20 protein-coding genes are annotated in these 23,056 nt (G+C 67.7%); 11 read left to right on the forward strand and 9 right to left on the reverse strand.

Going from position 1 to position 23,056, the window contains the following annotated elements; genetic code table 11:
- Window position 1: 1 nt before the first annotated feature.
- Complete coding sequence (gene coaE / locus QSJ34_RS02625) at window positions 2-2,086, reverse strand: dephospho-CoA kinase (protein ID WP_285569916.1); 2,085 nt, start codon at window positions 2,084-2,086, stop codon at window positions 2-4.
- 97 nt (window positions 2,087-2,183) lie between these two features.
- On the opposite strand from coaE, the gene QSJ34_RS02630 reads away from it, so the two are divergent.
- The 11 genes from QSJ34_RS02630 (at window position 2,184) to QSJ34_RS02680 (ending at window position 16,312) form a co-directional block, all read left to right on the forward strand.
- Complete coding sequence (locus QSJ34_RS02630; RefSeq protein ID WP_285569919.1) at window positions 2,184-4,124, forward strand: hypothetical protein; 1,941 nt, start codon at window positions 2,184-2,186, stop codon at window positions 4,122-4,124.
- A gap of 11 nt (window positions 4,125-4,135) precedes the next feature.
- Window positions 4,136-6,106 carry a hypothetical protein gene (locus QSJ34_RS02635; protein WP_285569921.1) on the forward strand — a complete coding sequence of 657 codons (1,971 nt, stop codon included), beginning with the start codon at window positions 4,136-4,138 and terminating at the stop codon, window positions 6,104-6,106.
- A 115-nt stretch (window positions 6,107-6,221) separates the two neighbouring features.
- Complete coding sequence (locus tag QSJ34_RS02640; RefSeq protein ID WP_420798820.1) at window positions 6,222-7,154, forward strand: acetyl-CoA carboxylase carboxyltransferase subunit alpha; 933 nt, start codon at window positions 6,222-6,224, stop codon at window positions 7,152-7,154.
- Window positions 7,155-7,164: 10 nt separating this feature from the next.
- Window positions 7,165-8,823 (forward strand): single-stranded-DNA-specific exonuclease RecJ, encoded by a 1,659-nt coding sequence (locus tag QSJ34_RS02645; RefSeq protein WP_285569926.1) that lies wholly within the window; start codon window positions 7,165-7,167, stop codon window positions 8,821-8,823.
- Window positions 8,820-10,568, forward strand: coding sequence for a hypothetical protein (locus tag QSJ34_RS02650; RefSeq protein WP_285569928.1), 1,749 nt, complete (start codon window positions 8,820-8,822; stop codon window positions 10,566-10,568). The genes QSJ34_RS02645 and QSJ34_RS02650 overlap by 4 nt, the downstream gene beginning before the upstream one ends.
- Before the next feature lie 34 nt (window positions 10,569-10,602).
- The gene (gene lptB, locus QSJ34_RS02655) at window positions 10,603-11,340 is read left to right on the forward strand and encodes an LPS export ABC transporter ATP-binding protein (RefSeq protein ID WP_285569930.1); all 738 of its coding nucleotides are present in this window, start codon (window positions 10,603-10,605) and stop codon (window positions 11,338-11,340) included.
- A complete protein-coding gene (rpoN, locus tag QSJ34_RS02660) occupies window positions 11,340-12,908 on the forward strand; it encodes an RNA polymerase factor sigma-54 (protein WP_285569932.1) in 1,569 nt (522 codons plus the stop codon). The genes lptB and rpoN overlap by 1 nt, the downstream gene beginning before the upstream one ends.
- Before the next feature lie 53 nt (window positions 12,909-12,961).
- A complete protein-coding gene (gene hpf / locus QSJ34_RS02665; RefSeq protein ID WP_285569935.1) occupies window positions 12,962-13,285 on the forward strand; it encodes a ribosome hibernation-promoting factor, HPF/YfiA family in 324 nt (107 codons plus the stop codon).
- A 147-nt stretch (window positions 13,286-13,432) separates the two neighbouring features.
- Window positions 13,433-13,597, forward strand: a complete 165-nt coding sequence (locus QSJ34_RS02670) for a hypothetical protein (protein WP_285569937.1) — start codon at window positions 13,433-13,435, stop codon at window positions 13,595-13,597.
- Window position 13,598: 1 nt separating this feature from the next.
- Window positions 13,599-14,699 carry a CofH family radical SAM protein gene (locus tag QSJ34_RS02675; protein WP_285569939.1) on the forward strand — a complete coding sequence of 367 codons (1,101 nt, stop codon included), beginning with the start codon at window positions 13,599-13,601 and terminating at the stop codon, window positions 14,697-14,699.
- Between the two features lie 77 nt (window positions 14,700-14,776).
- Window positions 14,777-16,312: an NAD(P)H-dependent oxidoreductase gene (locus QSJ34_RS02680; RefSeq protein ID WP_285569942.1), complete on the forward strand. Its 1,536-nt coding sequence runs from the start codon at window positions 14,777-14,779 to the stop codon at window positions 16,310-16,312.
- Between the two features lie 11 nt (window positions 16,313-16,323).
- Here QSJ34_RS02680 and hisG read toward each other — a convergent pair whose 3' ends face one another.
- Genes hisG through QSJ34_RS02720 form a run of 8 tightly spaced genes read right to left on the reverse strand, consistent with a single transcriptional unit; the run spans window position 16,324 to window position 23,023 of the window.
- Entirely contained in the window at window positions 16,324-16,971 is a 648-nt protein-coding gene (gene hisG, locus QSJ34_RS02685) for an ATP phosphoribosyltransferase (protein WP_285569944.1), read from the reverse strand.
- The gene (locus tag QSJ34_RS02690) at window positions 16,968-17,936 is read right to left on the reverse strand and encodes an ATP phosphoribosyltransferase regulatory subunit (RefSeq protein ID WP_285569947.1); all 969 of its coding nucleotides are present in this window, start codon (window positions 17,934-17,936) and stop codon (window positions 16,968-16,970) included. The genes hisG and QSJ34_RS02690 overlap by 4 nt, the downstream gene beginning before the upstream one ends.
- Window positions 17,936-18,580, reverse strand: coding sequence for a bifunctional phosphoribosyl-AMP cyclohydrolase/phosphoribosyl-ATP diphosphatase HisIE (gene hisIE / locus QSJ34_RS02695; protein WP_285569950.1), 645 nt, complete (start codon window positions 18,578-18,580; stop codon window positions 17,936-17,938). Before hisIE ends, QSJ34_RS02690 begins: the two co-directional genes overlap by 1 nt.
- A gap of 1 nt (window position 18,581) precedes the next feature.
- On the reverse strand, window positions 18,582-19,334 hold the full coding sequence (gene hisF / locus QSJ34_RS02700) for an imidazole glycerol phosphate synthase subunit HisF (RefSeq protein WP_285569953.1): 753 nt from the start codon (window positions 19,332-19,334) through the stop codon (window positions 18,582-18,584).
- A complete protein-coding gene (locus tag QSJ34_RS02705) occupies window positions 19,334-20,047 on the reverse strand; it encodes a 1-(5-phosphoribosyl)-5-[(5-phosphoribosylamino)methylideneamino]imidazole-4-carboxamide isomerase (protein WP_285569956.1) in 714 nt (237 codons plus the stop codon). Before QSJ34_RS02705 ends, hisF begins: the two co-directional genes overlap by 1 nt.
- Window positions 20,038-20,682 carry an imidazole glycerol phosphate synthase subunit HisH gene (gene hisH, locus QSJ34_RS02710; RefSeq protein WP_285569960.1) on the reverse strand — a complete coding sequence of 215 codons (645 nt, stop codon included), beginning with the start codon at window positions 20,680-20,682 and terminating at the stop codon, window positions 20,038-20,040. Before hisH ends, QSJ34_RS02705 begins: the two co-directional genes overlap by 10 nt.
- Window positions 20,679-21,263, reverse strand: coding sequence for an imidazoleglycerol-phosphate dehydratase HisB (gene hisB / locus QSJ34_RS02715; protein WP_285569963.1), 585 nt, complete (start codon window positions 21,261-21,263; stop codon window positions 20,679-20,681). The genes hisH and hisB overlap by 4 nt, the downstream gene beginning before the upstream one ends.
- The gene (locus QSJ34_RS02720; protein ID WP_285569966.1) at window positions 21,260-23,023 is read right to left on the reverse strand and encodes an aminotransferase class I/II-fold pyridoxal phosphate-dependent enzyme; all 1,764 of its coding nucleotides are present in this window, start codon (window positions 23,021-23,023) and stop codon (window positions 21,260-21,262) included. Before QSJ34_RS02720 ends, hisB begins: the two co-directional genes overlap by 4 nt.
- Window positions 23,024-23,056: the final 33 nt, after the last annotated feature.

A 23,056-nucleotide genomic window follows, 5' to 3' on the forward strand; every position in this document is an offset into this window, starting at 1 on the left:
GTCAGATCACGCTCGGCAGGGGTTCGGCGGTGCCGCCGACCACGAGGGCGGGGCAGAGGATGGTGGGAAGGGCGTCGCTGACGGGCACGCCCTGGCCGTCCTTGCCGCAGGTGCCGATGTCGAAGTGGTGAAGGTCGTTACCGATGCGGGTGAGGCCCTTCAGCACCTCAGGCCCACAGCCGCTGAGGGTGGCGTTCTTCACCGGGTACTGGGCCACGCCGTTCTCCACCCAGTAGCCTTCGGTCACCTGGAACACGAAGTTGCCGGTGACCGTGTCGACCTGTCCGCCGCCCATGTGCTTCACGAGCAGGCCGCGGTCGAGGTCACGCAGGATGGCTTCGGGGGCCTCGCTGCCGGCGGCCAGGAAGGTGTTGCGCATGCGCGGGATGGGCAGGTGGCGGTAGCTTTCGCGACGGCCGTTGCCGGTGGGTTCGGTCTCCATCTTCCGCGAGGTCTTCCGCGACTGCAGGTAGGCCTTCAGCACGCCGTTCTCGATGAGCACCACGCGGCTCACGGGATTGCCCTCGTCGTCGATGGCCTGGCTGCCGCGCTTGTGGGGCAGGGTACCGTCGTCGATGATCGTGACGCCTTCGCCGGCCACCTTCTGGCCGAGCTTGCCCGCGAAGGCGCTCATGCCAGCCAGGGCGAGATCGGCCTCGAGTCCATGCCCGCAGGCCTCGTGGATCATGGTGCCGCCGGCGCTGCTGCTGAGCACGACGGGGAAGGTGCCCGCCGGGGCGGGCTGCGCGTCGAGGGCCTGGATGGCCAGGCGCACGGCCTCCTGGACCATCTTCGTGACGGCCTCATCGGTGAACAGCTCGAAGCCGCGCGTCTCGCCCAGGGGCTGGTAACCGGTTTGCAACTGGACGCCGTCACCTGCGGTCACGTTGGCGCGCAGCACCACCTGGGTGCGGTGATCCTCGGTGATGCGGCTCGTCCAGGTGTCTTTCTTCAGCTCGGCCGAGGCGATCCAGACGCGCTGGGTGCTGTCGCCGTAGCCCACGGAAACCTGCTTCAGGGCGCCGGGACGGAGGGTCTCGGCGTAGGTGCGGGCGAGGCCTTCGGCGCGGCGCACGAGGGCCACCTTGTCACCGAGGGGCACCTGACCCGGATCCTGGGTCACGGGGCTGGGCGTCGGGAAGCTCTGGGGCGTGAGCGCAGGCACGGCAGCGGCAGAGCCGTGTCCCGGCGCGGCCAGGGTCCTGGCGGATTCCATGAGTTCTTCATGGCTGGGGGCGATGAGGTCTGCGAAGCGCGTGGTCTCGCCGTCCACCAGTCGGAGGCTGACGCCGAAGGTTTCGGAGGCAAGCACGTCCTCCATGCGGCCATCGTCCATGCCCAGGGCATGGGCCCGGCGCCGCTCGACGAAAACCTCGCCGTAGTCCCCGCCGCGGCTCAGCAGGTCGGTCAGAACATCGCGCAGCTGGTCTGCGCTGAAGGGTGCGGGCATCGTTGGTCTCCACGTCCGCGCGCGGCGGATCTTCCAGTTTGCCAGAAGGGCGGCCTGGGCCTCCCCCAGGATTCCGGACAGGTCCCTCCCATCGTTCCAAATCACCAGGTCGGCGTGGAGCGCCCGCTCGGGTGCCGTCGCCTGGGCGCGCAGGCGCGCCAGAGCGCCCTCGCGCGTCATCCCGTCGCGGGCCATGAGGCGCCCGACGCGCAGCTCTTCGGGGGCGTCCACCGCCCAGAAGGCGTCGAAATGATGGGTCTTCCCCCGCTCCACCCACAGGGCCGCGTCGAGAACCACCCCGAGGGTATCCGCCGGAAGGGCCCGGAGGCGGGCGTCCCGCAGTGCCTCGATGCGCGGGTGGAGGATGGCGTTGAGTCGCGCCCGCGCCCCATCATCCGAGAACACCCGGCCGGCCATCCAGGTGCGGTCGAGAGTGCCGTCCGGGCGCAGGGCCTCAGGGCCGAAGGCTTCCGCCACCTTCCGCAACCCCTCGCTGCCCGGCGCCACGGCCTCACGGGCCAGCGCATCCGCGTCGATGACGACCCAGCCGAGTTTCTGCAGTTGCGCCGCGACGAAACTCTTCCCCGCCGCGATGCCGCCGCTGAGGCCAAGGATGGGGAAGGGGGTGGAATGCATGCTCGAATCCTGCCAGCACTTCATTGAAAGGTCGCGCCTTGTTGGAGGCCGGGCAATCTGTCACAAATAGATATCCACCCAAATCATCAGGAATCTTATGTTGAAACAGCTTGCGATTGTTTTACTCATGGGAGCAGCCGGCCAATTGGCAGCGGGTTGGGCTCCCATTCCTTCGGATGTCTGGGCCATTCGTTCAGGGCCGAAGGGTGCCCTGGTGCTTGAAGAGCGAATGAAATTCACTGGAAGAGCCGTGGAATACGTTTATAGGGTGCGGGTGTTCGCCGAGGAAGGGCGCAAGGCCGCGCAGCTGCCGGATATGCCCACCACGGTTTCGGATATCAAGGGGCGGACGGTTTACCCGGACGGGAGGCAGGTCGAGTTCAACGACCGGAAGGATTTCGCCGAGCGCAAGGTGGAGGTTGGAGGTTCCGAATCCAGTGCGACGCATGTTGTGCCGCCGGGTGTCACTTCGGATTGTGTGATGGAGGTGAGCTGGTCCGAGCCCGCCAACGGCTGGTTCCATGGACTCCCGCGCCGATACGATGACGGCCTCTACGCTAAGTGGACGCTTGCCAACTCGGTGCCCACCAAATTGTTGGTCATCGAGGTGTTCAAGTATTTCCCGCTGGCCTGGGTGGTGGAGCCTAGCGTGATCGCGAAACCGGAAACGTCGGATGTATCGGGATTCCGTGTCCTAACCTTCCATGATCTACCAGCCCTGGATACTCCTCCTTATGCCATCAAGCCCCTGCTGGGCCTACCGACTCTCCTGATGTTCTACCAGCCAGAAAGCCTGAGGGGCGTCGTTGACGATCCTCTGGAGGCCTACTGGAATCAGGCCGCTGAATCGATCTACAAGCCGGACTACGAGAGCGGCATTTCAAAAGGATCGGCCTTCAAGTCCCTGACGGATGAACTCCTGGCAGACCTCCCGCAGACTCCGGGCGAACGGGCGGGTGAACTGTTGAACCGCCTCAATCAAAATGTCGCCAACCTGAGCCATTCCACCTACGCCGAGGAGGCGGCGCTTCCCAAGACCTTCTGGAGGGGTTTCGAATCCAAGGATTTGAACGAGGCGGCCAAGACTCGCAAGACAGACAGCTTCGGATTCCGGCTGCTCTACTACCACCTTCTGAAGGCCGCGGGTTTCGCTCCAAAGATCGGGAAGGTTGTCGACCGCGAGAAGGCTCTCTTCCAATGGGCGCAGAGGAATCCCTGGCAGTTTCATCACACTGTCATCGGCATCGATCTACCTTCCGGGGCGGTTATGTGGTTTGACCCGACCCGTCGATACGCAGCCCCGGGAGTTATCCACCCCGACTACACCGCCGTAAACATGCTCCAGGTGGATTCCGCTACTTGGAAAGTGAGCCGGGGAGTCATTCCTGGGCTGGGGACTCTGGCGAATGGAAGGCAATTCACTTATGCCCTCGATCTCAGCGAGGATGGGGACAATGTGGAGGCCCAAGGCGAATTCTCGGGTTATCCCGAGTATTCGGAACGGTATTCCTACCTGCCCCTTGAACCGAAGGAGCAGGGCAAGGCCCTGAAGAAAAAATTTGAGGCGGCATTGAAGGACATGGCGGTATCGGAGGCCACTGTATTCAACGCGGCAGATCCGAAAAAGAACGTGAGTTGGCGCGTCAAGGGATTCATCGAGCGAGAGGCGGGACGATCGCGCACTGTCACGCCATTTCCTGGGATGCCCTGGCCCCTCTGGGTGCCTTCGGAGCTGGACCAGACACGCAAGACGCCCATCGTGCTCCCCTACATGTCCACCCAGGTCGCCCTCAGTCATTTCAAGGTCCCGCATGGATTCACGCCTCGTCTTTTGGCGGACCTCCACGACGAGAATGAATTCGGGAAGGTTGTGTGGGCCCTTTCTTTTGATCCGACTACCCGCGAAGTTAAGGTGGCGCTGAGGGTGGAGGTCAGGGCCAATTCCAAGGGCGCAGACCGGTGGGAGAGCTTCAAGGCCTACCTCGGATGGATCGAAACGGCCTGCCGCCGCCAGATCGTACTCGTGAAGGAGGGCTGATGCGAGGCTGCTTGCTGCTGTTGGCTCTTACCGCCCTGGTGGCCCCTGCTCAGGGTGTTTCCAAACTTCCTGATTGGGCCGTTCCTTCGGCCCAGGCGGCGCAATCCGAGCCTGGCCCTCAGGATGCCGAAGCATGGGTACTGCTGGATCGTACTGAGATGGCCTATACGGGAGGTGGCGAGGTCCGGCTCAGACGTCTTCGCTTGCTGAAAGTATTGGAAGAGCGTGGAACCCGATTCCGCCAGTATTCCATCAGCGGGCTGGGCGGAAAGGCTAGTCGGGTCAAGCGCCTGAAGGGGTGGAACCTCCGGCCGGACGGTGAGTTGGTCAAGTTGGATTCCGATCGGGTGGAAAGCATGAACGATGCCTTCGATGAAGAGTTCAGCACCTCCACATTGACCAGTGCTTCGCTCGGGCGGGTGGTGAAGGGGAGCTTATTGGCCTTTGAATCCCTGGAATCGCTTCAGAGTCCCATAGGCCCGGTTGCCTCGACGCGGCTCTTGGAGTCCCTTCCGGTGCGCACTTGGGAGCTGGAGGTTGCGAAGAGTGAAGGCTGGTTCAACAACCTGCAGGCTGTTGAGATCAAGATCGATCGGCGCCACTTCAAGCCCTGGGTGGACCTTGTCGAGGAGCTTCCAGAGGGGGGAATGCGGGTGAGGGGCTTGCCGGCCCTTCCGACAGATGAAGGCGCCCACCCGCACGGCAACGAGGTGTTGCCCGTCGTGCAGGTGCGATTTTTGGATCCCAAGCTGCCCGTGGCGGCCATGTGGGGCTCCTGGGACGCCTACGCGTGTTGGACCGCGGAGACTTTCCGCACGCCCTGCCAGCCCACGGGCCTTCCCGGTATGAAGGGGATGGCCGGGCTGGAGGGTCTCCGGTCGCTCTGGGCCTGGATGCGCCAGGGGCTGACCTACAAGCAGGTCTACCTCAGCCCAGAACGGGGGTGGGTGCCCGAAGGGGCCGCTGAAGTGGGTCGCAAGCGCTACGGCGACTGCAAGGACCTGTCGGCCTTCTTCATGGGGGAAGCCAAAGGGCTCGGCTTCACGACCGCTCCGGCGCTCGCCGCCATAGGCCTCGGCTACATGGATGCAGATGCCTCCCCCTTTCCGATCTTCAACCATGTCATCTCGGCCCTGCGCCTTGAAAAGAGCCTTGGTCTGGCCGCAGAGGTGGACACGAAGCAAGGCCGTTTCCTGCTGGTGGACCCGACGGACATGGGCACCCCCCTTGGGTTCCTATCGAGTGCCCACGAGCATGGTCGGGTGATGATCTGTCTCCCAACGGGAGCCGTCTGGGTGGATGTACCAGCTACGGCCATCCTACCCCAGCGGCTGGTCTTCCAGTTGAAGGGGGAAGTCACCGGGCGTGAACTGAAAGGTTCCATCAACCTGAAAGAGTCGGGAGGTTACTGGGGATTGCGGGTGGCCGCCCGGCGCGGGGGTGCTAAAGCCATCCACGACCTACTGCTTCGGAGCTATCTGGACCTTCCCCCCACGGCGAGCCTAGAGGTCGAAACCATCTCGGACCCGCTCGACCTGGATCGACCTTTCGAGGCTTCCGTGAAAGTGAAGCACCCCGAGGGTTTCCGAATCCAGCAGGGAGGAGAGGGGTATCTTACAGATCTGGGGCTGCCCGTGGTTCGTGATGCCATCCAAAGAGTTGGTAAGGCCCGACGCTACCCGATCGTGAGCTACGCCCACGGAGAGCTCGACTACCAGGCCGAGTTGAAGTTCACATCAACGGTGAAGCCCTTCGTGGAAACCCAGTCCGTCGAAACCCCCTTCCGGACTTTCACATGGAACTCACATGCCATCCCGCATGGGACCGGAACCTTGCTGAAGTTGAATTTCCATCAGCAGACCCTCCCCATGCGGTTTGGATTCGAAGCCCTCGACTCGGGGCTCAAAGCCTGGAAAAAGGATCGGACCGCGGTGAAAACCTTCCGGGATGATGCCCTGGCCTTTCGGGTCGGCCAGCCTTGAGGGCTGCCCTACCCCGGGTCAGCCCGCCCTATCCAATCCTGTCTGGGCCCTCTACACTGGACCGTCGAACTTCTCGGCTCGAGGCTTCATGAAAGACGCGTCCCCCGAACAGACCATGGATCTGTCCCAGCTGGAAAAGCCGGTGCTTGAGCTGGAGGCCCAGATCCGGGCCATGGAGATGGATCCCTCCCAGTCCAAGGAGAGGGAGAAGCTGGCGAAGAAGCTCGACAAGCTGAAGGCTGAGCTGTTCTCGAACCTGTCGGACTGGCAGCGGGCCCAGCTGGCGCGCCATCCCAAGCGGCCCTACACGCTGGACTACCTCGAGCGCATTTGCGAACGCTTCGACGAACTGCACGGCGACCGCCGCTTCGGCGACGACGCGGCCATCGTCGGGGGCATGGGCTGGATCGAAGGCAACCCGGTCATGGTCATCGGCCAGCAGAAGGGCCGCGATACCAAGCAGAAGATCCTTCGGAATTTCGGCATGCCCAAGCCCGAGGGCTACCGCAAGGCGCTGCGCTTCATGAAGCTGGCCGAGAAGTTCCAGCGGCCCATCCTCTGCCTCATCGATACACCCGGCGCCTATCCTGGTGTGGACGCCGAAGAGCGCGGCCAGGCCGAGGCCATCGCGCGGAACCTGATCGAAATGGCCAAGCTGGAAGTGCCCGTGGTGGCCGTCGTCATCGGCGAAGGCGGCAGCGGCGGGGCACTGGCCCTGGGCGTGGCCGACCGCGTGCTCATGATGGAGAACGCCATCTACTCGGTGATCTCGCCCGAAGGCTGCGCCTCCATCCTGTGGAAGGATGCGACCCAGGCCCCCAAGGCCGCCGCGGCTCTGAAACTCACGGCGCCGCACCTGCTGGAGCTGGGGGTTATCGACGGCATCGTTAAGGAGCCCCTCGGCGGCGCCCATTCCGATTTCGATGCCGCTGCCGCTTCGCTGAAGGAGGCCATCATCGAGGCCTTCTCCGAGCTGTCTGAACTCTCCGCGGAGCAGCTGGTGGAGGAGCGGTACCAGAAGTTCGCCCGCATGGGCAGCGTGGGCTGAGGTGGAAGCCATGCGGTGGCGCCTCCGTCGGAACCTTCCGGCGGGCTCGGCGCCTTGGAGAACCCTGAGCGAAGCCTGGAACCTGGAGCCTCGTCTTGCACGGCTGGCCTGGATGCGCGGCGCGGACCATCCCGAAGCGTTGGCCTGGCGCCTGGATCCCTCCTGGGCGCGTAGCACGGACCCCCACCTGCTGCCGGGCGTGGACTCGGCCGTGGCGCGCATCCGCAGGGCCGTAGAGGCTCGCGAGCGCATCGTCGTCTACGGCGACTACGACGTGGATGGCGTCACCGCCACGGCCCTGCTGGTGCGCACCCTGGAGAAGCTGGGTGCGGACGTGTCGTTCTTCATCCCCAACCGCTTTTCCGACGGCTACGGCCTGCATCTGGACTGCATCCAGGAGCTGAAGGTCACGCGGGATCCGGGCCTGCTCATTTCCGTGGACTGCGGCGTGCGCAGCGTGGAGGAAGTAAAGGCCAGCACGGAGCTGGGCGTGGAGTGGGTGATCACCGACCACCACGCCCTGGGTGCGGAACTGCCGCCAGCCTGTGCCGTGGTGCATCCCCATCTGGGCGAGTACGCAAACCGCTATCTCGCGGGCGTGGGCGTGGCCTTCAAGCTGGCGCAGGCGCTGCTTGGCGCGGTTCCCCATCCCGTGGGCTCCGATGCGGTTTTCCTGGACGGCCTGCTGAAGCTGGTGGCCATCGGCACGGTGGCCGACGTGATGCCGCTGGTGGATGAGAATGCACTGCTGGTGCGCCGCGGCCTGAACTCGCTCGCGGGGAAGAACGGCCCGGGCCTGGTGGCGCTGCTGAAGGCCGCGAAGAAGGAAGGCGCCCTCGGCGCGCAGGACATCGCCTTCGGCCTGGCGCCACGGTTGAACGCGGTGGGGCGAATGGGTGGCGCGGAGGATGCGGTCCGCCTGCTGCTCACCCGCGAGGAAGCCGAAGCCGAATCCCTGATGGCGCGGGTGGAGCTGCTCAACCAGGAGCGTCGCAGCATCCAGCAGGAGCTGGCGGCGAAGCTGCCGGAACCCACTGGCGAGGCCTTTGACCTGGTGATGGACCCCACGGCCCACAAGGGCGTCATTGGCATCGTGGCAGGCCATCGCATGCGCGCGAGTGGGCGCCCCGCGGGCGTCTGCACGGTCATCGACGGCGTGGCCCACTGCAGCCTGCGCGCGCCGGAAGGCTACGATCTCGGCGAACTGCTGGCCCTGGCCCAGCCCTTCATTCTCGGCGGTGGCGGCCATCGCGTGGCCGCGGGCCTCAGCTTCGAAGCCTCGCGCCTGGCCTTCGTGCGCCAGGCCCTTCAGCGTGGCGCCGCGGACCAGGCCCAGGGGCGGGAGCTTCCGCCGCTGCTCGTGGATGGCAGTCCCGACGAATTGCCCGACGATGCGGATCTGGCCCGGCTGGAACCCTTCGGCCAGGGCTTCGCGCCTCCGCTGGCGAAGGTGGAAGGCGTGATCGCCTCCGCGACGGTCTTCGGTGCGGACCACTGGAAGCTGCGCGTGGCGGGGCTGGCGGATCCGCTGACCTGGTTCGCCGGTGCGGGACGTCCCGCCCTGCCGAGGTCCGGCGAGCGCCTGGCGGTCGTAGCCACACCCCAGGGCAGCGCGCGCTGGGGCCGCTCCTGGCTGGTGGATTCGGTGCTCGGGGAGGCGGCCCCGTGAAGGTGTCCTCTCCGCTCCAGGCCCTCCCTCCCGCGCGCCACCCGCTGTGGTACGGGCTGGGATGGGTGCTGGTCGCGGGCACCCTCGGCGTCACGCTACGCTTCCTGTCGAGCGGCAAGGAGGGCCTGCCGAGCCGCGTGGCGGGCGGGGACGCGCTGTTCGGCGAAGGCACCAGGGGCAGCGTGGGAACCCTCACCGAGCAGCTGGGGCCCAACCGCATGGTGCTTTCCTACAAGACCATCGACGGCTCCGAGGAGGACCTCCACCTGGAACAGGTGACGGGCCGGCTGGAAGAGCAGGCGGGCCAGTGGCGCCTCCTGTCGCCCAGCGCGCGCCGGCAGGCCGGGATCTGGACCCTGCAGGGGCCCATGGATCTGGGCGTGGCCCAGCCCGGCACGACCACGCCGTTGGGCCGGGGCCGCGTCGATCAGGCGGGGCCCGCCATCCGCTGGACGGGTGGGGAATGGGAGGGCCTGGCGCCGCTGCGCTGGGAATCCCTGGCGGGTTCCTCCAGGGGCGTCTGGAACCTGCCCGCCGGCTGGCGACGCGAAGTGGACGGGCACCTGCGCGTGGAACGCGGCCCCGTGCGCTGGCAGGCGCCCGCGGACGGCCCCGCGGCCCCCACCCTCAAGTCGATGGACGCGGACCGTTTGTGGGCCACTCCAGGCTTCCAGACAGGCCATCTGGAGGGCGTGAAGGCCCAACTGAGCGAGGGATCCCTGCAGGCTTCGGTCGCGGACCTTTCGCCGGAAACGGTGTCCTGGCCCGGACCCCTCGCCTTCGAGCGGGCCGACGGGTGGCGCGGCGGAGCCCAGTCCGGCGTGGCGCCCAGGCCCGCGCCGGGCGCCAGCTTCCAGCAGGTGGAGTTCAGAAAATTCAAGGCCCATCGCGCCATGCCTACGGGCACGGAGCAGCTCTCGACGGATGGGGCACGGTGGACGCCCGCGGGCCTGCGCCTGGAGGGCAGCGTGGTGTGGGACCAGCCCGTGGATGGCCAGCTCCTCACGCTGAAGGCCCCCAGGGTGCTCATTCGCGAGGCTCGCGGCGCGGATCTGCCCGAATCCCTGCCCGTGGGCCACGCCGTGGCCGAAGGCCAGGCCCTGCTTACCTGGGGGCGGCGCAGCCTGTCCTCGCCGCGCATCGACGTGGAGCGGGCCACGCGGCGCTGGAAGCTGCAAAGCCCCGTGCTGGGCCGCGGAGAAGACGGCACCTTCACGGGCGGCGCCGGGCAGGGCGATCCACACGGATGGACCATCGAAGGCCCCGTGCAGGTCAACCTGTTCTCAGGTGGCAGCCTGCGCGGGGCGAAGCTCGTGTGGGAAGATGCGCTGTGGACGCTCACGGGCCGGCCTGCCGCCTGGAACCGGCTGAGGGAGCGACTTTCCGGGACGCGCATCGTGCGCAAGGGCGACCAGGTGAGTTTCCCCGAGGGACTCAACGGCACCCTGGCGGCGGCGGACGGCGACCTGTTCCTGAGGGCCGAGCGCGGCCTGAGCGAGGGCCAGAAGATCACCCTCAGCGGTGGCGTGGAGTGTCAGGGCCAGGGCTGGCGGCTGGCGGCGGATTCGGTGACCGTGCTCATGGGACCTGACCGTTCGGTCAAGCTGGTGCAGGCCCAGGGGTCCGTGTCCCTGCGCGGCCGTCTGGGCGAAGGGCAGGGCGCAGCCCTGGAGTTGGAGCCAGGAACGCAGTCGGTGCGCTGGCAGGGGCACGTGCGGGGAAAGGGTGCGGGGTCCGGATGGTGAGCGGTCCTGCGGCCGCGTGTGTTCTGATAGAGACATGACAGAGCCAACCCCCTGCCTCGAGGCCATGAACCTCCAGAAGCGCTACGGCGACCGCACCGTGGTGCGCGACGTGAGCCTGTGCGTGGGGCTCGGCGAGGTGGTGGGCCTGCTCGGTCCCAATGGCGCGGGCAAGACGACGACCTTCTACATGGTCGTGGGCGTGGAGGCCCCGGACCAAGGCAGCATCAAGTGGCTTGGGCAAGATGTCACAGCCCTGCCCATGCACCGGCGGGCTCGATTGGGCATCGGCTACCTCGCCCAGGAATCCAGTGTATTCCGTGGACTCACCGTTTGGGAAAACCTCATGGCCCTGGGCGAGTTGCAGCCCATCTCCAAGGCCGAGCAGAAGGAGCGCTGCGAACGTCTGCTGTCGGAATTTCATTTGAACAAAGTGCGGGACACCCTGGGGATGAGCCTGTCCGGAGGCGAGCGGCGGCGCTGCGAACTGGCCCGGGCGCTGGTGACCGAACCGCGCATCATGCTGCTGGATGAACCCTTTGCGGGGGTGGACCCCAAGTCGGTGCTGGAGATCCAGGGGCTCATTGACGACCTCAAGGCGCGAGGCATCGGCGTGTTGATCACAGATCACAATGTCCGGGAGACCTTGCAGATCGCCGACCGCGCCTATATCTTGGCGGACGGGATGATCATGAAACACGGCTTGCCCAGTGAGATCGCAGAGGATCCGGACATCCGCCGGGTCTACCTCGGCGACAGATTCAGGTTGGATTGATGGCTGCCGGACCTTTCCTTTCCCAGCGGCTCGCCCAGAGCCAGACCCTCGCGCTCACGCCGGCCATGCAGCTGAAGCTCAAGCTGTGGCAGATGAACCTGCAGGAGCTTTCCCAGACCATCGAACGGGAGCTCGAAGACAATCCCCTGCTCGAATTGGCCGATGATGGCGACGAGGTGCCCACCCTCGAGGCCATCGAAGAGGGCCGTGATTCCGAGGTGACAGAAGGCTCCGCGGAGCAGACCGCCGACGGCGTGGAGCTCCCCGAAGGTGTGGATACGGTGGACCTCGGCCCGCTGATGGATGCTGCCACAGAGATGAATCCCGAGGGGGACCTGGAGCGGTTCACGGAAGAAGGCGTGGCGCAGGTGCAGGAGACCGAACTGGGCGCCGAGAACAGCTGGGATCAGGATCTGCCGCGCACGAGCAACCTGCCCGAGGAGGACCGACTCTCCTGGGAAGACCGCCTCAGCGCCTTCGAATCGCTGCAGGATCACCTGCTGGGCCAGCTCTACGAAACCCTTGAGCACGAAGACCCGCGGGCGCCTCTCGTGGAGCGCCTCATCGATCGCCTGGATGCCAAGGGATTCCTGCGCATGGACCCCGACCAGCCCTGCGCGGAAACGACGCCTGCGGCGCTGGCGGCGGATCTCGGTGTCAGCGAGACGGCGCTGCGCGAAGCCCTGGACGTGCTGCAGGAATTCGACCCCTCGGGGGTGGGCTGTTTCACCGTGCAGGAGAGCCTGCTGCTGCAGCTCCGCCATGCGGGCGCCGAACCCGACGACTTGGCCGTGCGCATCATCCACGATCATTGCGCCCTGGTGTCCCAGCGCGACAGCTCGAGGTTGCGGAAGGCCGTGGGTTGCTCCGATGAAGAGCTCAACCAGGCCATGGAGCAGCTCAAGCACCTCAACCCCTCGCCCGGGCGCGCCTTCGATCCCGAGGGCGAGCGGGTGGTGAAACCGGATGTCGTGGTGCTCAAGGGCGAGGACGGCAACTGGAAGGTCTACCTCAACGACGAGGGGCTTCCGCGCCTGCGCGTGAACGGCGAATACCCGCGCTTCATGGCCTCCAGCGAGGCGAAGTCCGACAAGGATTTCATCCGCGAGCGGTTCCGCAGCGCCCGGGATTTCATCCGCGGTGTCGAAGACCGCAACCGCACCGTGCTGCGCGTCTCGGCCCAGATCGTGGATCTCCAGAAGGAGTTCATGGAGCACGGCATCGAGCGCCTGCGCCCCATGGTGCTGCGCGATGTGGCCGAGGCGACGGGCTTCCATGAAAGCACCATCAGCCGCGTGGTGAAGGCCAAGACCATCCACACGCCCCAGGGCCTCTTCGACCTGAATTATTTCTTCTCGGCCCGTCCAAAAGATTCAGACGTTTCCGCCACCGTGGTCAAACACCGGATCAAGGCCTTCGTGCAGGCCGAGGATCCCGCCAAACCCCTGTCCGACGAGGCCATTGCGGGCCTGCTGGAACGGGATGGCATCAAGGTGGCCCGCCGCACGGTGAACAAGTACCGCGAGGAATTGAAAATTCCTCCAGCTTCCCAGCGCCGGCGCCGATAACAGGGCCGGATCCACACAACTTCGGGCCGACCGGCCCCTTTCCGGAGTGTCCTATGAAGGTCAACTATACCGGTCGCCACATGGAGCTCACCGAGCCCCTGAAACACTTCACGAAGGAGCGGCTGGACAAGATGGCCACCTACCTGGATGACATCATCGATGTCCACGTGATCCTGGGTGTGGAAAAGCATCGCCATGCGGCCGAGATCACGCTGAAGACGCGGACCAGCGCCTTCGTCGCCTCGGCCACCACCGACGACATGTACTCGAGCATCACCCAGGCCACCGACAAGCTGGAGGCCCAGGCCCACAAGTACCAGGACAAGCGCAACACGCGCCCCCACGAGAGCGCCAAGGCGGCGACCGTCGAAGAGTAGGGTTCGGCGCTGATCGCGATCCAAAGGCGGCCCTGCGGGGCCGCCTTTGTCATGCCCATTGGAACCAGGGGCTGTGACCCGGGCTGTGACATCGGTGCCTGGGGCCCGGAGACGTTCCACGGTATTCTGGAGACTCCGGAGTCCGTCATGGCCGATCCCACCCATCTCTACGCCCCCAAGACCTGCACCGATCCCACCCAGATCTGTGAGAAGTGCCGCAGCCCCTACACGCTGGAGCACTTCCAGCACGGCGTGGAAGGCCAGGAATGCGTCTGCCGGCGCTGCCTCCAGGTGATGGGGTACAAGGTCTAGCATGACGACGACCACGGCCGCGCCCGAGGCGATCCTGGACGGCGTGCTCCAGGGGCGCCGGATTTCCGCGCCGGAGGCGCTGATCCTCCTCGAGCAGGCGGAGTTGCCCGATCTCGCCATGGCGGCCACGGCAGCCCGGGACCGCCACAACGATCCGAAGCGGGTCAGCTATGTCATCGACCGCAACGTCAACTACACCGACGTCTGCAACGTCTACTGCACTTTCTGCGCCTTCTACCACAAGCCCGGCGACAGCCGCGGCTACGTGCTCACCAAGGAGCAGTTGAAGCAGAAGGCCGAGGAGACCAAGGCCATCGGCGGCACGGGCTTCCTGCTGCAGGGCGGCGTCAATCCCGACCTGCCCTGGGACTACTACCTGGACCTGGTGCGCTACCTCCATCACGACCTCGGCATCTGGGTGCACGGCTTCTCGCCCGTGGAAATCCAGATGATGGCCAAACTCAGCGGCCAGACGCTCGGCAAGACCATCGCGGATCTGCGCGAGGCGGGCCTCGGCTCCATTCCCGGCGGCGGTGCCGAGATCCTCGTCGACCGCATCCGCAAGAAGATCGCGCCGCTGAAAGGTGGCCCCGAGAAGTGGCTCGAAGTCATGGAAGCCGCCCACGAGGAGGGCGTGAAGACCACGGGCACCATGATGTTCGGCATCACGGAGACTCTGGCTGAGCGCATTGAGCATTTCGAGGCACTGCGCACGCAGCAGGACCGCGCCCTCGCGCGGAACAACGGCGGCGGCTACACGGCCTTCGCCGCCTGGCCCTTCCAGAGCGGCCACACGCCCTGGGAAGGCAAGGTGCCCAAGCCCACCGACGTGGAATACCTGCGCACCATCGCCGTGGCGCGCATCTTCCTCGACAACTTCGCGCACATCCAGAGCAGCTGGGTCACCATGGGCCGCAAGACGGGCCAGCTGGCCCTGCACTACGGCTGCGACGACATGGGCAGCCTCATGCTCGAAGAGAACGTCGTGAGCGCCGCGGGAACTTGCTACAGCGTGAACAAGGACGAGATGACGCGCATGATCCGAGCCGCGGGCTACGAGCCCTGGCAGCGGGACAACATCTACGGTGAGATCCGGGCCTGAGCCGGGGTCAGAGACAGCGCCGGAGACAGCGCGAGGATGCGGCGTTAGCATGACCTCCCGTTCGGGGAGGATCGATCATGCTCGCTTCCGGAGAGATCCCACACCCCAAGGTGCTGCTGATTCTGGGGCATCCCCGGAAGGACAGCTTCTGCGGCGCCCTGGCCGAGGTCTACGCGGAAGGCGCTGAGCGGGCGGGACTGGAGGTGCGGCGGCTGATCCTCGCTGACGCGGTCTTCGATCCGAACGTGCGCGTGCCTTCTCCCGAGAACCAGATCCTCGAGCCGGATCTCCGGCGGGCGCAGGAACTGATCCTCTGGGCTGATCACCTGGTCTTCGTCTATCCCACCTGGTGGGGCACGGCGCCGGCCCTCCTCAAGGGCTTTCTCGACCGCACCCTGGTGCCGGGCTTCGCCTTCGAGGATCAGGAAGGGGGGCCCGGCCCCGGGTGCGGGCTGCTGAAGGGGCGCTCGGCCCACCTGCTGGTGACCATGGACACGCCGCCCTGGGCCTATCGGCTCTTCATCCGCCAGCCCGGCCACATGGCCATGAAGCGGGCCACCCTGGGGTTTTGCGGCATTCGCCCGGCCTTCGTTTCCTCAATCGGCCCGGTCCGATCCGCCGCCCTGGCCCTTCGCCAAGCCTGGTTGGATCGTGTTCGTCAGGAGGCCTTCCGCCTCCCGGCCCGTCTGGCTGCGGCCCGGCGCTGGGCGCGGCTGAGGGCCTGGCTGAAGATCCTGCGCCTGCAGTTCTACCCCATGACCTGGGTGGCGTACACCCTGGGTGCCCTCGCCGCCAGCAGGGGCCGCCCCTGGTCAGCCCTGGGCTACGGGCTCGGCTACGCGTGCGTCTTTCTCGCGGAGGTCCTGACGGTGCTCGGGAACGAGTGGTACGACCAGGGCACGGATCGCCTGAACCGCCACGCGGGGCCCTTCAACGGCGGCTCGCGGGTGCTGGTCGAAGGGGCTCTCGGCGGCGCCAGCGTCCGTCGCGCGATGCGCTGCGTCGCGCTGCTGTTCCTGCTCGGGCTGTCGAGCCTGGCCTGGGCGCTGCCCACCTCGCACCGCGCGATCGGCCTGATGGTGGCGGTGACCTGCCTGGCCGTGAGCTACACCATGCCGCCTCTGCGCCTGGTCTACCGCGGCCTCGGCGAGCTGGACGTGGCGCTCACCCACAGTTTCGCCGCCATCGCCTGCGGGGCTTTGCTTCAGTGCGGCACCGCGCTGCCGCCTGCCGTGTGGCAGATCGGCGCGCCCCTCTTCCTGGCGACACTGCCGGCGATCATCCTGTCGGCCGTGCCCGATCTGGAGGCCGATGGGGCCGTCGGCAAGCGCACTCTGGCCGTCCTCCTGGGCCCCCGCCGGGCCGTGGCCCTGGCCCTGGGCGCGGCACTGGCGGCTGCGGCCCTGGGCCTTTGCGGGCGGCTGCTCGGGTACTACGATGGGCTCAGCGGCCTGGCGATCTACTTGGCCGTGGCCCATGGGCTCGTCCTCGCCTGGCGGCTGGCGCGGTTCTTCAGGCAGGGAGCCCCCACCATGCGGATCGATGGCCTCATGGTCCTCGCTCTGACCTACCTCCTGTGGTTCGGGCTCATTCCCCTCGTCCACCTGCTGTAGCGCGCCACGATTCAGCTGGGACGGAGGGCCGCGATGAGCTGCTCCGCCAGGGGCCGGATGCGGCCGGGCTCGCTGAGGTAGGCGCCGCGGGCTGCGATGAGCCGGGCCGATGAATGCCCCAGCACGGCGGTTTCCACGAGACCGTGGGCCTTGAGGGTGCCCCCGGTCTGCACGAGATCCACGATGGCGTCGGCCAGACCCAGCAGGGGTGCCAGTTCGGCGCTGCTGCTCAGGGGCACCAGCTCGGCGGTGAGGCCTTCGCGGGTGAGCCAGGCTTCGGTGGCCTTGGGGAACTTGGTGGCCAGGCGCAGATGGGGTTTTTCGCGCAGGGCGTGGAGGGTGACGCCGGCCTGCGCGCAGAGGGAGAGGCGGCAGGCGCCGAAGCCGAGATCCGCCAGTTCGAGCACGTCCATGCCCATCTCATCGAGCGTGTCCGAGCCCACGATGCCAAGCGAAGCCACGCCCGCGGCCACGTAGCGCGGCAGGTCCGCGCCCTTGAGCAGCAGCGCGGCCACGCCGGGCGTGGCGGTGGGAATGCGCAGCACGCGGGATTTCAGGGCCGTGGCATCCAGGGCCAGCGGCGTGTCGGCGAGCTTCGGCACCAGCTCGTCGCCGAGGCGGCCCTTGGGGAAGGCGATGAGGAGGGAGGAGGGCGTCATCGGGGCTGCTCGAAGAGGTCGGGCCGGGTCTCGGCGAGATCGAGGAGGCGGGACAGGCGCACGCAGAAGCCCGCGGCCTGCCAGGGACGGCCGAGGCCAGGGAAGAGGCGGTCGTAGCGGCCGCCCGCGGCCAGTTCCTGCTGGGCGCCGGGGGCCCAGAGCCGCAGCGTGGGTCCGGTGTAGAAATCGAGGCCCGCCACGTCGGCCAGGTCCACGCGCAATTCCAGGTTGGGCGGCAGGATGGGCAGCAGGGCATGGAGCGCGCGTTCCATGTGCTCCCGTTCCCCCTGCAGCAATTCGGCGTAGGGACTGGCTTTCAGCGCGTCGAGCGTGCGGGGGCCGTCCATGGCGGAAAGCAGCGCCTCGGCGTGGGCCGCCAGCCGCGAGGCGGACGGATGCCCGTCCAGGGCCTCGCGCACGCGGTGGGGCGCGCGCCGCGACAGCGCCGAAACCACCGCGTCCGCCAGGTCGCCGAAGAGGCCCTCGACCTCCAGGGGACGGCGCACCAGCGCGGCGTTGCCCAGGTGCAGGATGGCGCTCTTCAGGCCCAGCGCGCCGGGAATGGCCATGAGCAGGCGCGCCAATTCCACGTCGGCCTCGCCCGAGGCTTCGCCTTCGGGCTGGATGCGTTCGCAGCCGACCTCGAAGCGCTCCACGGCCTCCCAGGGCTGCACGGGGCGGCGGAACACGGCACCCGCGTAGGACACGCGGGGCGGCGGCAGGGGGAAGCGGCGAGCCAGCAGGCCCGCGAGGGAGACGGTGAAATCCCAGCGGAGGGCCACCAACTCGTCGCCGTCGAAGAAGCGCATGGAGCCGTCGGGCACGCCTTCGCGCAGCACCAGGGAGGGGTGCAGCTCGCGGTAGCCGTGCGCCTCCAGCAGGCCCATGAGGGTGTTCTCCCACTGGCGCAGGCGCGCGGCGGATCCGAAGAGCAGGTCGGGGAAGTGGGGCGTGCGGACGGCCATCAGGCGGGCCCTCCCGTGCGTTCCGCGTGGCGGCGATGCAGCACCTCCACGACGTCGAGCAGGCTGGCGCCGCGTTCGAGCAGCAGCATGTCGAGGTGGAAGATCAGGTCCGCCGCCTCGCCGAGAAAGTCTTCACGATTGTCATTCTTCGCGGCGAGGATGACTTCACCGGCTTCTTCGACGACCTTCTTGGCGATGCGGTCCACGCCCTGGGCGAAGAGCTTCTGCGTGTAGCTGCCCGCTAGATCCGCCTGGGCCTTGCGCGATGTCAGCAGGGCCTCCAGCCGGCCCAGCCAGGGCAGGGTGGCGGGCCAGGACTGCGTCACTTGGTCGTTCGGATCGCCATCAAAGCAGCTTTCGGTGCCGCGGTGGCAGGTGGGGCCCTCGGGATCGGCGAGGATGAGCAGGGCGTCCCCGTCGCAGTCGGGACGGATCTGGACGAGCTTCAGGCGGTTCCCGCTGGATTCGCCCTTGGTCCAGAGGGCCTGGCGCGAGCGGCTCCAGAAGGTGACGTAGCCCGAGTCGAGGGTGAGCTGAAGGGATTCGCGGTTGAGGAAGGCGACCATGCGGATGGCGCCCGCGCGGTCCTGCACGATGCCGGGGATGAGGCCATCGGGGCCGAAGCGGAGGGTGTCGAGGTCCATGTCAGATCCGTACGGAAAGGTCGTTCTGGGCCAGGTAGGCCTTGAGTCGGGGAATCGGAAGGATGCCTTCGTGGAAGAGCGTGGCGGCCAGCACGGCGTCGGCGCCGTGTTCGAGGGCTTCGAGGAAGTGGATCTCGCGACCCGCGCCGCCCGAGGCGATAAGGGGAATGGGCAGCTGCGACACCTGGTCGAGCAGCTGGATGTCGAAGCCGTCGCCCGTACCGTCGCGGTCCATGGAGGTGAGCAGGATCTCGCCGGCGCCCAGTTCGCTCAGTTCCTGGATCCAGTCCACGGCGGAGCGTTCGGTCGGTTCGGTGCCGCCCTTCAGGAAGACGCGCCAGCCCAGCTCGGCATCGCGCTTCACGTCCACCGCGGCCACCACGCACTGGCGGCCGAAGGCATCGGCCAGCTCGCGGACGAGGGCCGGGCGGAGGGCCGCGGCGGTGTTCACGGCCACCTTGTCGGCGCCCGCCCGCAACAGGCTGCGGGCATCCTGCACGTGCGATACGCCGCCGCCGACGGTGAAGGGAATGCTCAGCTCGTGAGCCACGTCGCGCACCCAGGCTTCCCGCGTGCCGCGGTTCTCCAGCGAGGCCGCGATGTCGAGGAAGACGAGCTCATCGGCGCCCTCGGCGTCGTAGCGGCGGGCCAGATCCACGGGGTGTCCGAGGTCGCGGAGCTCCTTGAACTGCACGCCCTTCACGACGCGGCCGTTCTTCACGTCCAGGCAGGGGATGACGCGCTTGGCGGGCATCAGGCGACCCCTTCCAGCGCCGCCCGGGTGCGCACGTCATCCAGCGGGATGAAGCCTTCCATGAGGGCCTTGCCACTGATGGCGCCGACGACGCCGGGGAGGTTCGAGAGCGGATCGAGATCCGCGAGGGCCTTCACGCCGCCCGAGGCCTGCACCTGGAAACCCTCGCGGGCGACCCAGGCCGCGGCTTCGACGCCGGGGCCCTGCAGCGTGCCGTCGCGGCTGACGTCTGTCACGAGGGCGCGGTCGAAGCCGAGTGTGAGCAGGGCCTCGAAGACGTCCGTCGACGCGCATTCGCTGGCGGTCTGCCAGCCGCGGGTGACGATGCGATCGCCCTGCAGATCGAGGGCCGCGACGATCCGCTGGCCGGGCAATCCCTTGAGGGCCGAAGGCTGCTCCACGGCCAGGGTGCCCACCACCGCGTCGAAGCCCAGGTCGAGCACTTCCTCGATGGCCGCGCGGTCGCGCAGGCCGCCGCCCACCTGGAAGCGGATTCCGGGGAAGCGCGCGGGAAAGGCCGTGAAGCGCCCCTGCCGCGGCAGGCCGAAGGCGCCGTCCAGATCGACGAGATGGATGCGCCGCGCGCCGGCCTCGGCCAGGCTGCTGATCCAGTCCTCGGGAGTCATCTCATAGAAGGTGGCCTGCTTCGGATCGCCGTGGCGCAGCCGCACCAGGCGGCCCTGCATCAGGTCGAGGCTGGGGATCAATTGCATGGAACCTCCGGGGCGGGCGCGGTCACGCCCATCCAGGCGAGGGTGGACTGGAGCAGGAGCAGGCCGGCACGCCCGGATTTCTCGGGATGGGGCTGGAAGCCCATGACGTTGCCGCGGGCCTCCACGGCGGCGAAGGGCCGTCCGTGCTCGGCCACGTAGACGGTGTCGACGGTGGGCTCGAGGGCGTAGCTGTGGACGAAGTAGAGCCAGTCACCCTGCGGATCCGGCAGGGCCGGGTGCGGGTGGTGCAGGTGTACGCGGCTCCATCCCATGTGGGGCACCTTCACGCCGGGGCCGAGGCGGCGCACGATGCCGGGAATGAGGCCCAGGCCCGAGGCGCGCGGCGATTCCTCGCTGCCTTCGGCGAGCAGCTGTAGGCCGAGGCAGATGCCGAGCAGGGGCCGGCCATCCGCGACGAGGCCGGGCAACACCCGCCACCAGCCGCGCTCACGCAGGGATTTCTGCGCGGCCTCGAAATGCCCCACGCCGGGCAGCACGATGGGCCCCGAGGCCGCGGCCTGGTCGGGTGAGGCCGCACGCTGGTAGGGCAGGCCCAGGCCGTCCAGGGCGCCCTCCAGCGAGGCCAGGTTCCCGGCGTCGTAATCGATGAGGGTGATGGAATCGGCTGCGCTCATGCGGACAGGGTTCCTTTGGTGGAGGGGACGTCCTCGCCTTCGCGGCGCGTCGCCAAGCGCAGCGCCCGCGCCAGGGCCTTGAAGAGGGCCTCGACCTTGTGGTGGGTGTTCACGCCGCGCAGCAGATCTGCGTGGATGGCGAGGCCGCCGCGCATGGCGAGCGCCACGAAGAATTCGCGCACCATCTCCACCTGGAAACCATCGCCGAGGATGATCGGGGGAAGATCCGCGTGGAATTCGCACCAGGGGCGGCCCGACAGATCCACCACCACGCGGGCCAGGGACTCGTCCAGCGGCACGTAGGCGTGGGCGAAGCGGGCGAGGCCGCGGCGGTCGCCGAGGGCCTCCTTCAGCGCGTCGCCGAGGCAAAGGCCCACATCCTCCACGAGGTGGTGACTGTCCACGGGCAGGTCGCCCTTGGCCTCGACGTCGAGCCCGAAGCCGCCGTGCTTGGCCAGTTGCATGAGCATGTGGTCGAGGTAGCCGAGGCCGGTGCGGATGCGTGCCTCGCCCCCATCCAGGCAGAGGCTCAGCTTCACGTCCGTTTCGGCGGTGGCGCGTTGGATGGTGGCCTTCCTCATGGCAGCTCCTGATTCAGCATCGGCAGAAAGTCGCGCAAGCTCGCGGATTGGAGGTCTTCGGGCCCGGAGAAGCGGGCGCGGTCGGGGCCCAGGCCGAGGAAACGCCACAGGAGTTCGGGGCGCAGTCCGGCGGCGGCCCGCAGGCAGCGGGCATCGTCGATGGTGTCGCCCGCGAAGAGGATGGTCTGGGCGCGGAAGGCGTCGGCCAGTTGCAGCAGGCCCGCGGGCTCGGGTTTGCGCAGGTGGGGCGCGGCATCGCAGACCGCAGGCAGCCGGAAGCCGAGCACGCGCCATGCGAGGTCGAGCTCTTCGGGGGGACGGCCCGTCAGCACCGCCAGATCCCAGCCCGTGGCGCGCAGCTCGTCGAGGCTTACCAGCGGCTTTTCCAGCCGGATTGTATCGGCGTAGTGCTTCTGCACCACGAGCTGCGCGGAGGGCTCCAGGGCCTGGATGCGGGCTTCGAGCTCAGGAAAGCCGCGGCCCAGGGCACCTTCGAGGATGGGCTGGAGATCAACGTCTCCGTTTGCTTCAGCCAAAGCGAGGGCTCCGGCCGTGAGCCGGAAATCGTTGTTGAATCCGCCCAGGCGCTTGAAGGCGCGGAAGGCCCCATCGGACCAGAGCAGGGCGGGGCGCAGCTCGGCGAGGGCGCGGGCGACGGCTTCCATGAAGCTGCGGTCGGCGTCGATGAGCACGCCGTCGATATCGAGTACGAGCAGCTTCCGTTCCGCGAGGGCCGCGGGGGCCGGCAGCTTCCCGCCGAGCACGGTGGCCACGCGGGAGGTGTCTGCTTCCGTGCCGATGGTGACCCGGGCCGCATCCGCGCCCGGAAGGCGGCGCACCTTCATGCCCGCGGCCTCCAGGGCCGGCGAGGGATCCGGCGAGATGTGCAGGAAGTTGCCTTCGCTGGGCGCGGCGCGGTGCACACTCAGCGCGGCGGAGAGCCGCTCCCGGCGTTCGGGCACGGCGCGCACGGCGGCCTCGAAATCGGCGGTGTAATCCAGGGCTACATCCAGGGCCTCCAGGCTGGCGGCGGGCAGGGAGTAGGGCAGCTGGAGGGTCGTGAGCTTCGAGACGAGCGACGGATCCCCGATGAGGTAGCCGATGCGCCAGGCGGCCGAGGCCAGGGCCTTGCTGAAGGTGCGCAGCAGGAGCACGTTCGGGTAGCGGTCCACGGCCAGGCGGTGGGTGGCCGGCGCGAACTCGGCGTAGGCCTCGTCCAGCACCACGAGGGGCGGCTCGGACCGCGCCGCGAGGGCCGCCAGCAGGGGTTCCAGCCTGTCAGGATCGATCCAGGCGCCCGTGGGGTTGTTGGGCAGGGTGAGCCAGACCTGGCGGCAGTCCTGAGCCTCGAACCAGGGTCCCAGCGGGAAGCCGGTGTCCTGGGGCACCAGGCGTACGCGGCCGCCGTGGCGCCGCACGAGCATGGGGTAGAGGCTGAAGCCGGGGTCGGGGATGGCCACTTCTTCGCCCGCGCTGAGGCCCGCCATGGCCACCAGATCCAGCAGCGCGCCGGAGGAGGGCCCCAGCAGCAGGCCGCCTTCGGGCACGCCCAGGCGCTTGCGCAGGCGCTCGGTGAGTTCGCCCTGGCGCTCGGGATAGCGGTGGAAGGGCAGCTCGCGAAGCCGCGCCAGCAGCGCGTCGCGGGCGGCCGAGGGCCAGTCGTTCGCAGGCTCATTCATGTGCAGGCGCACACCCGCCGGCGGCTCGGGGGGACGCTGGTAGGCCGGAAGGTCGGACAGGTCAGGGCGGAGAAGCGACATGGGCAGACTCGACATGAGGGTAGGAGGAATCCA

Origin of the sequence: Geothrix limicola (genome assembly GCF_030268085.1) — a bacterium.
In the GTDB taxonomy this organism is placed as follows: domain Bacteria; phylum Acidobacteriota; class Holophagae; order Holophagales; family Holophagaceae; genus Geothrix; species Geothrix limicola.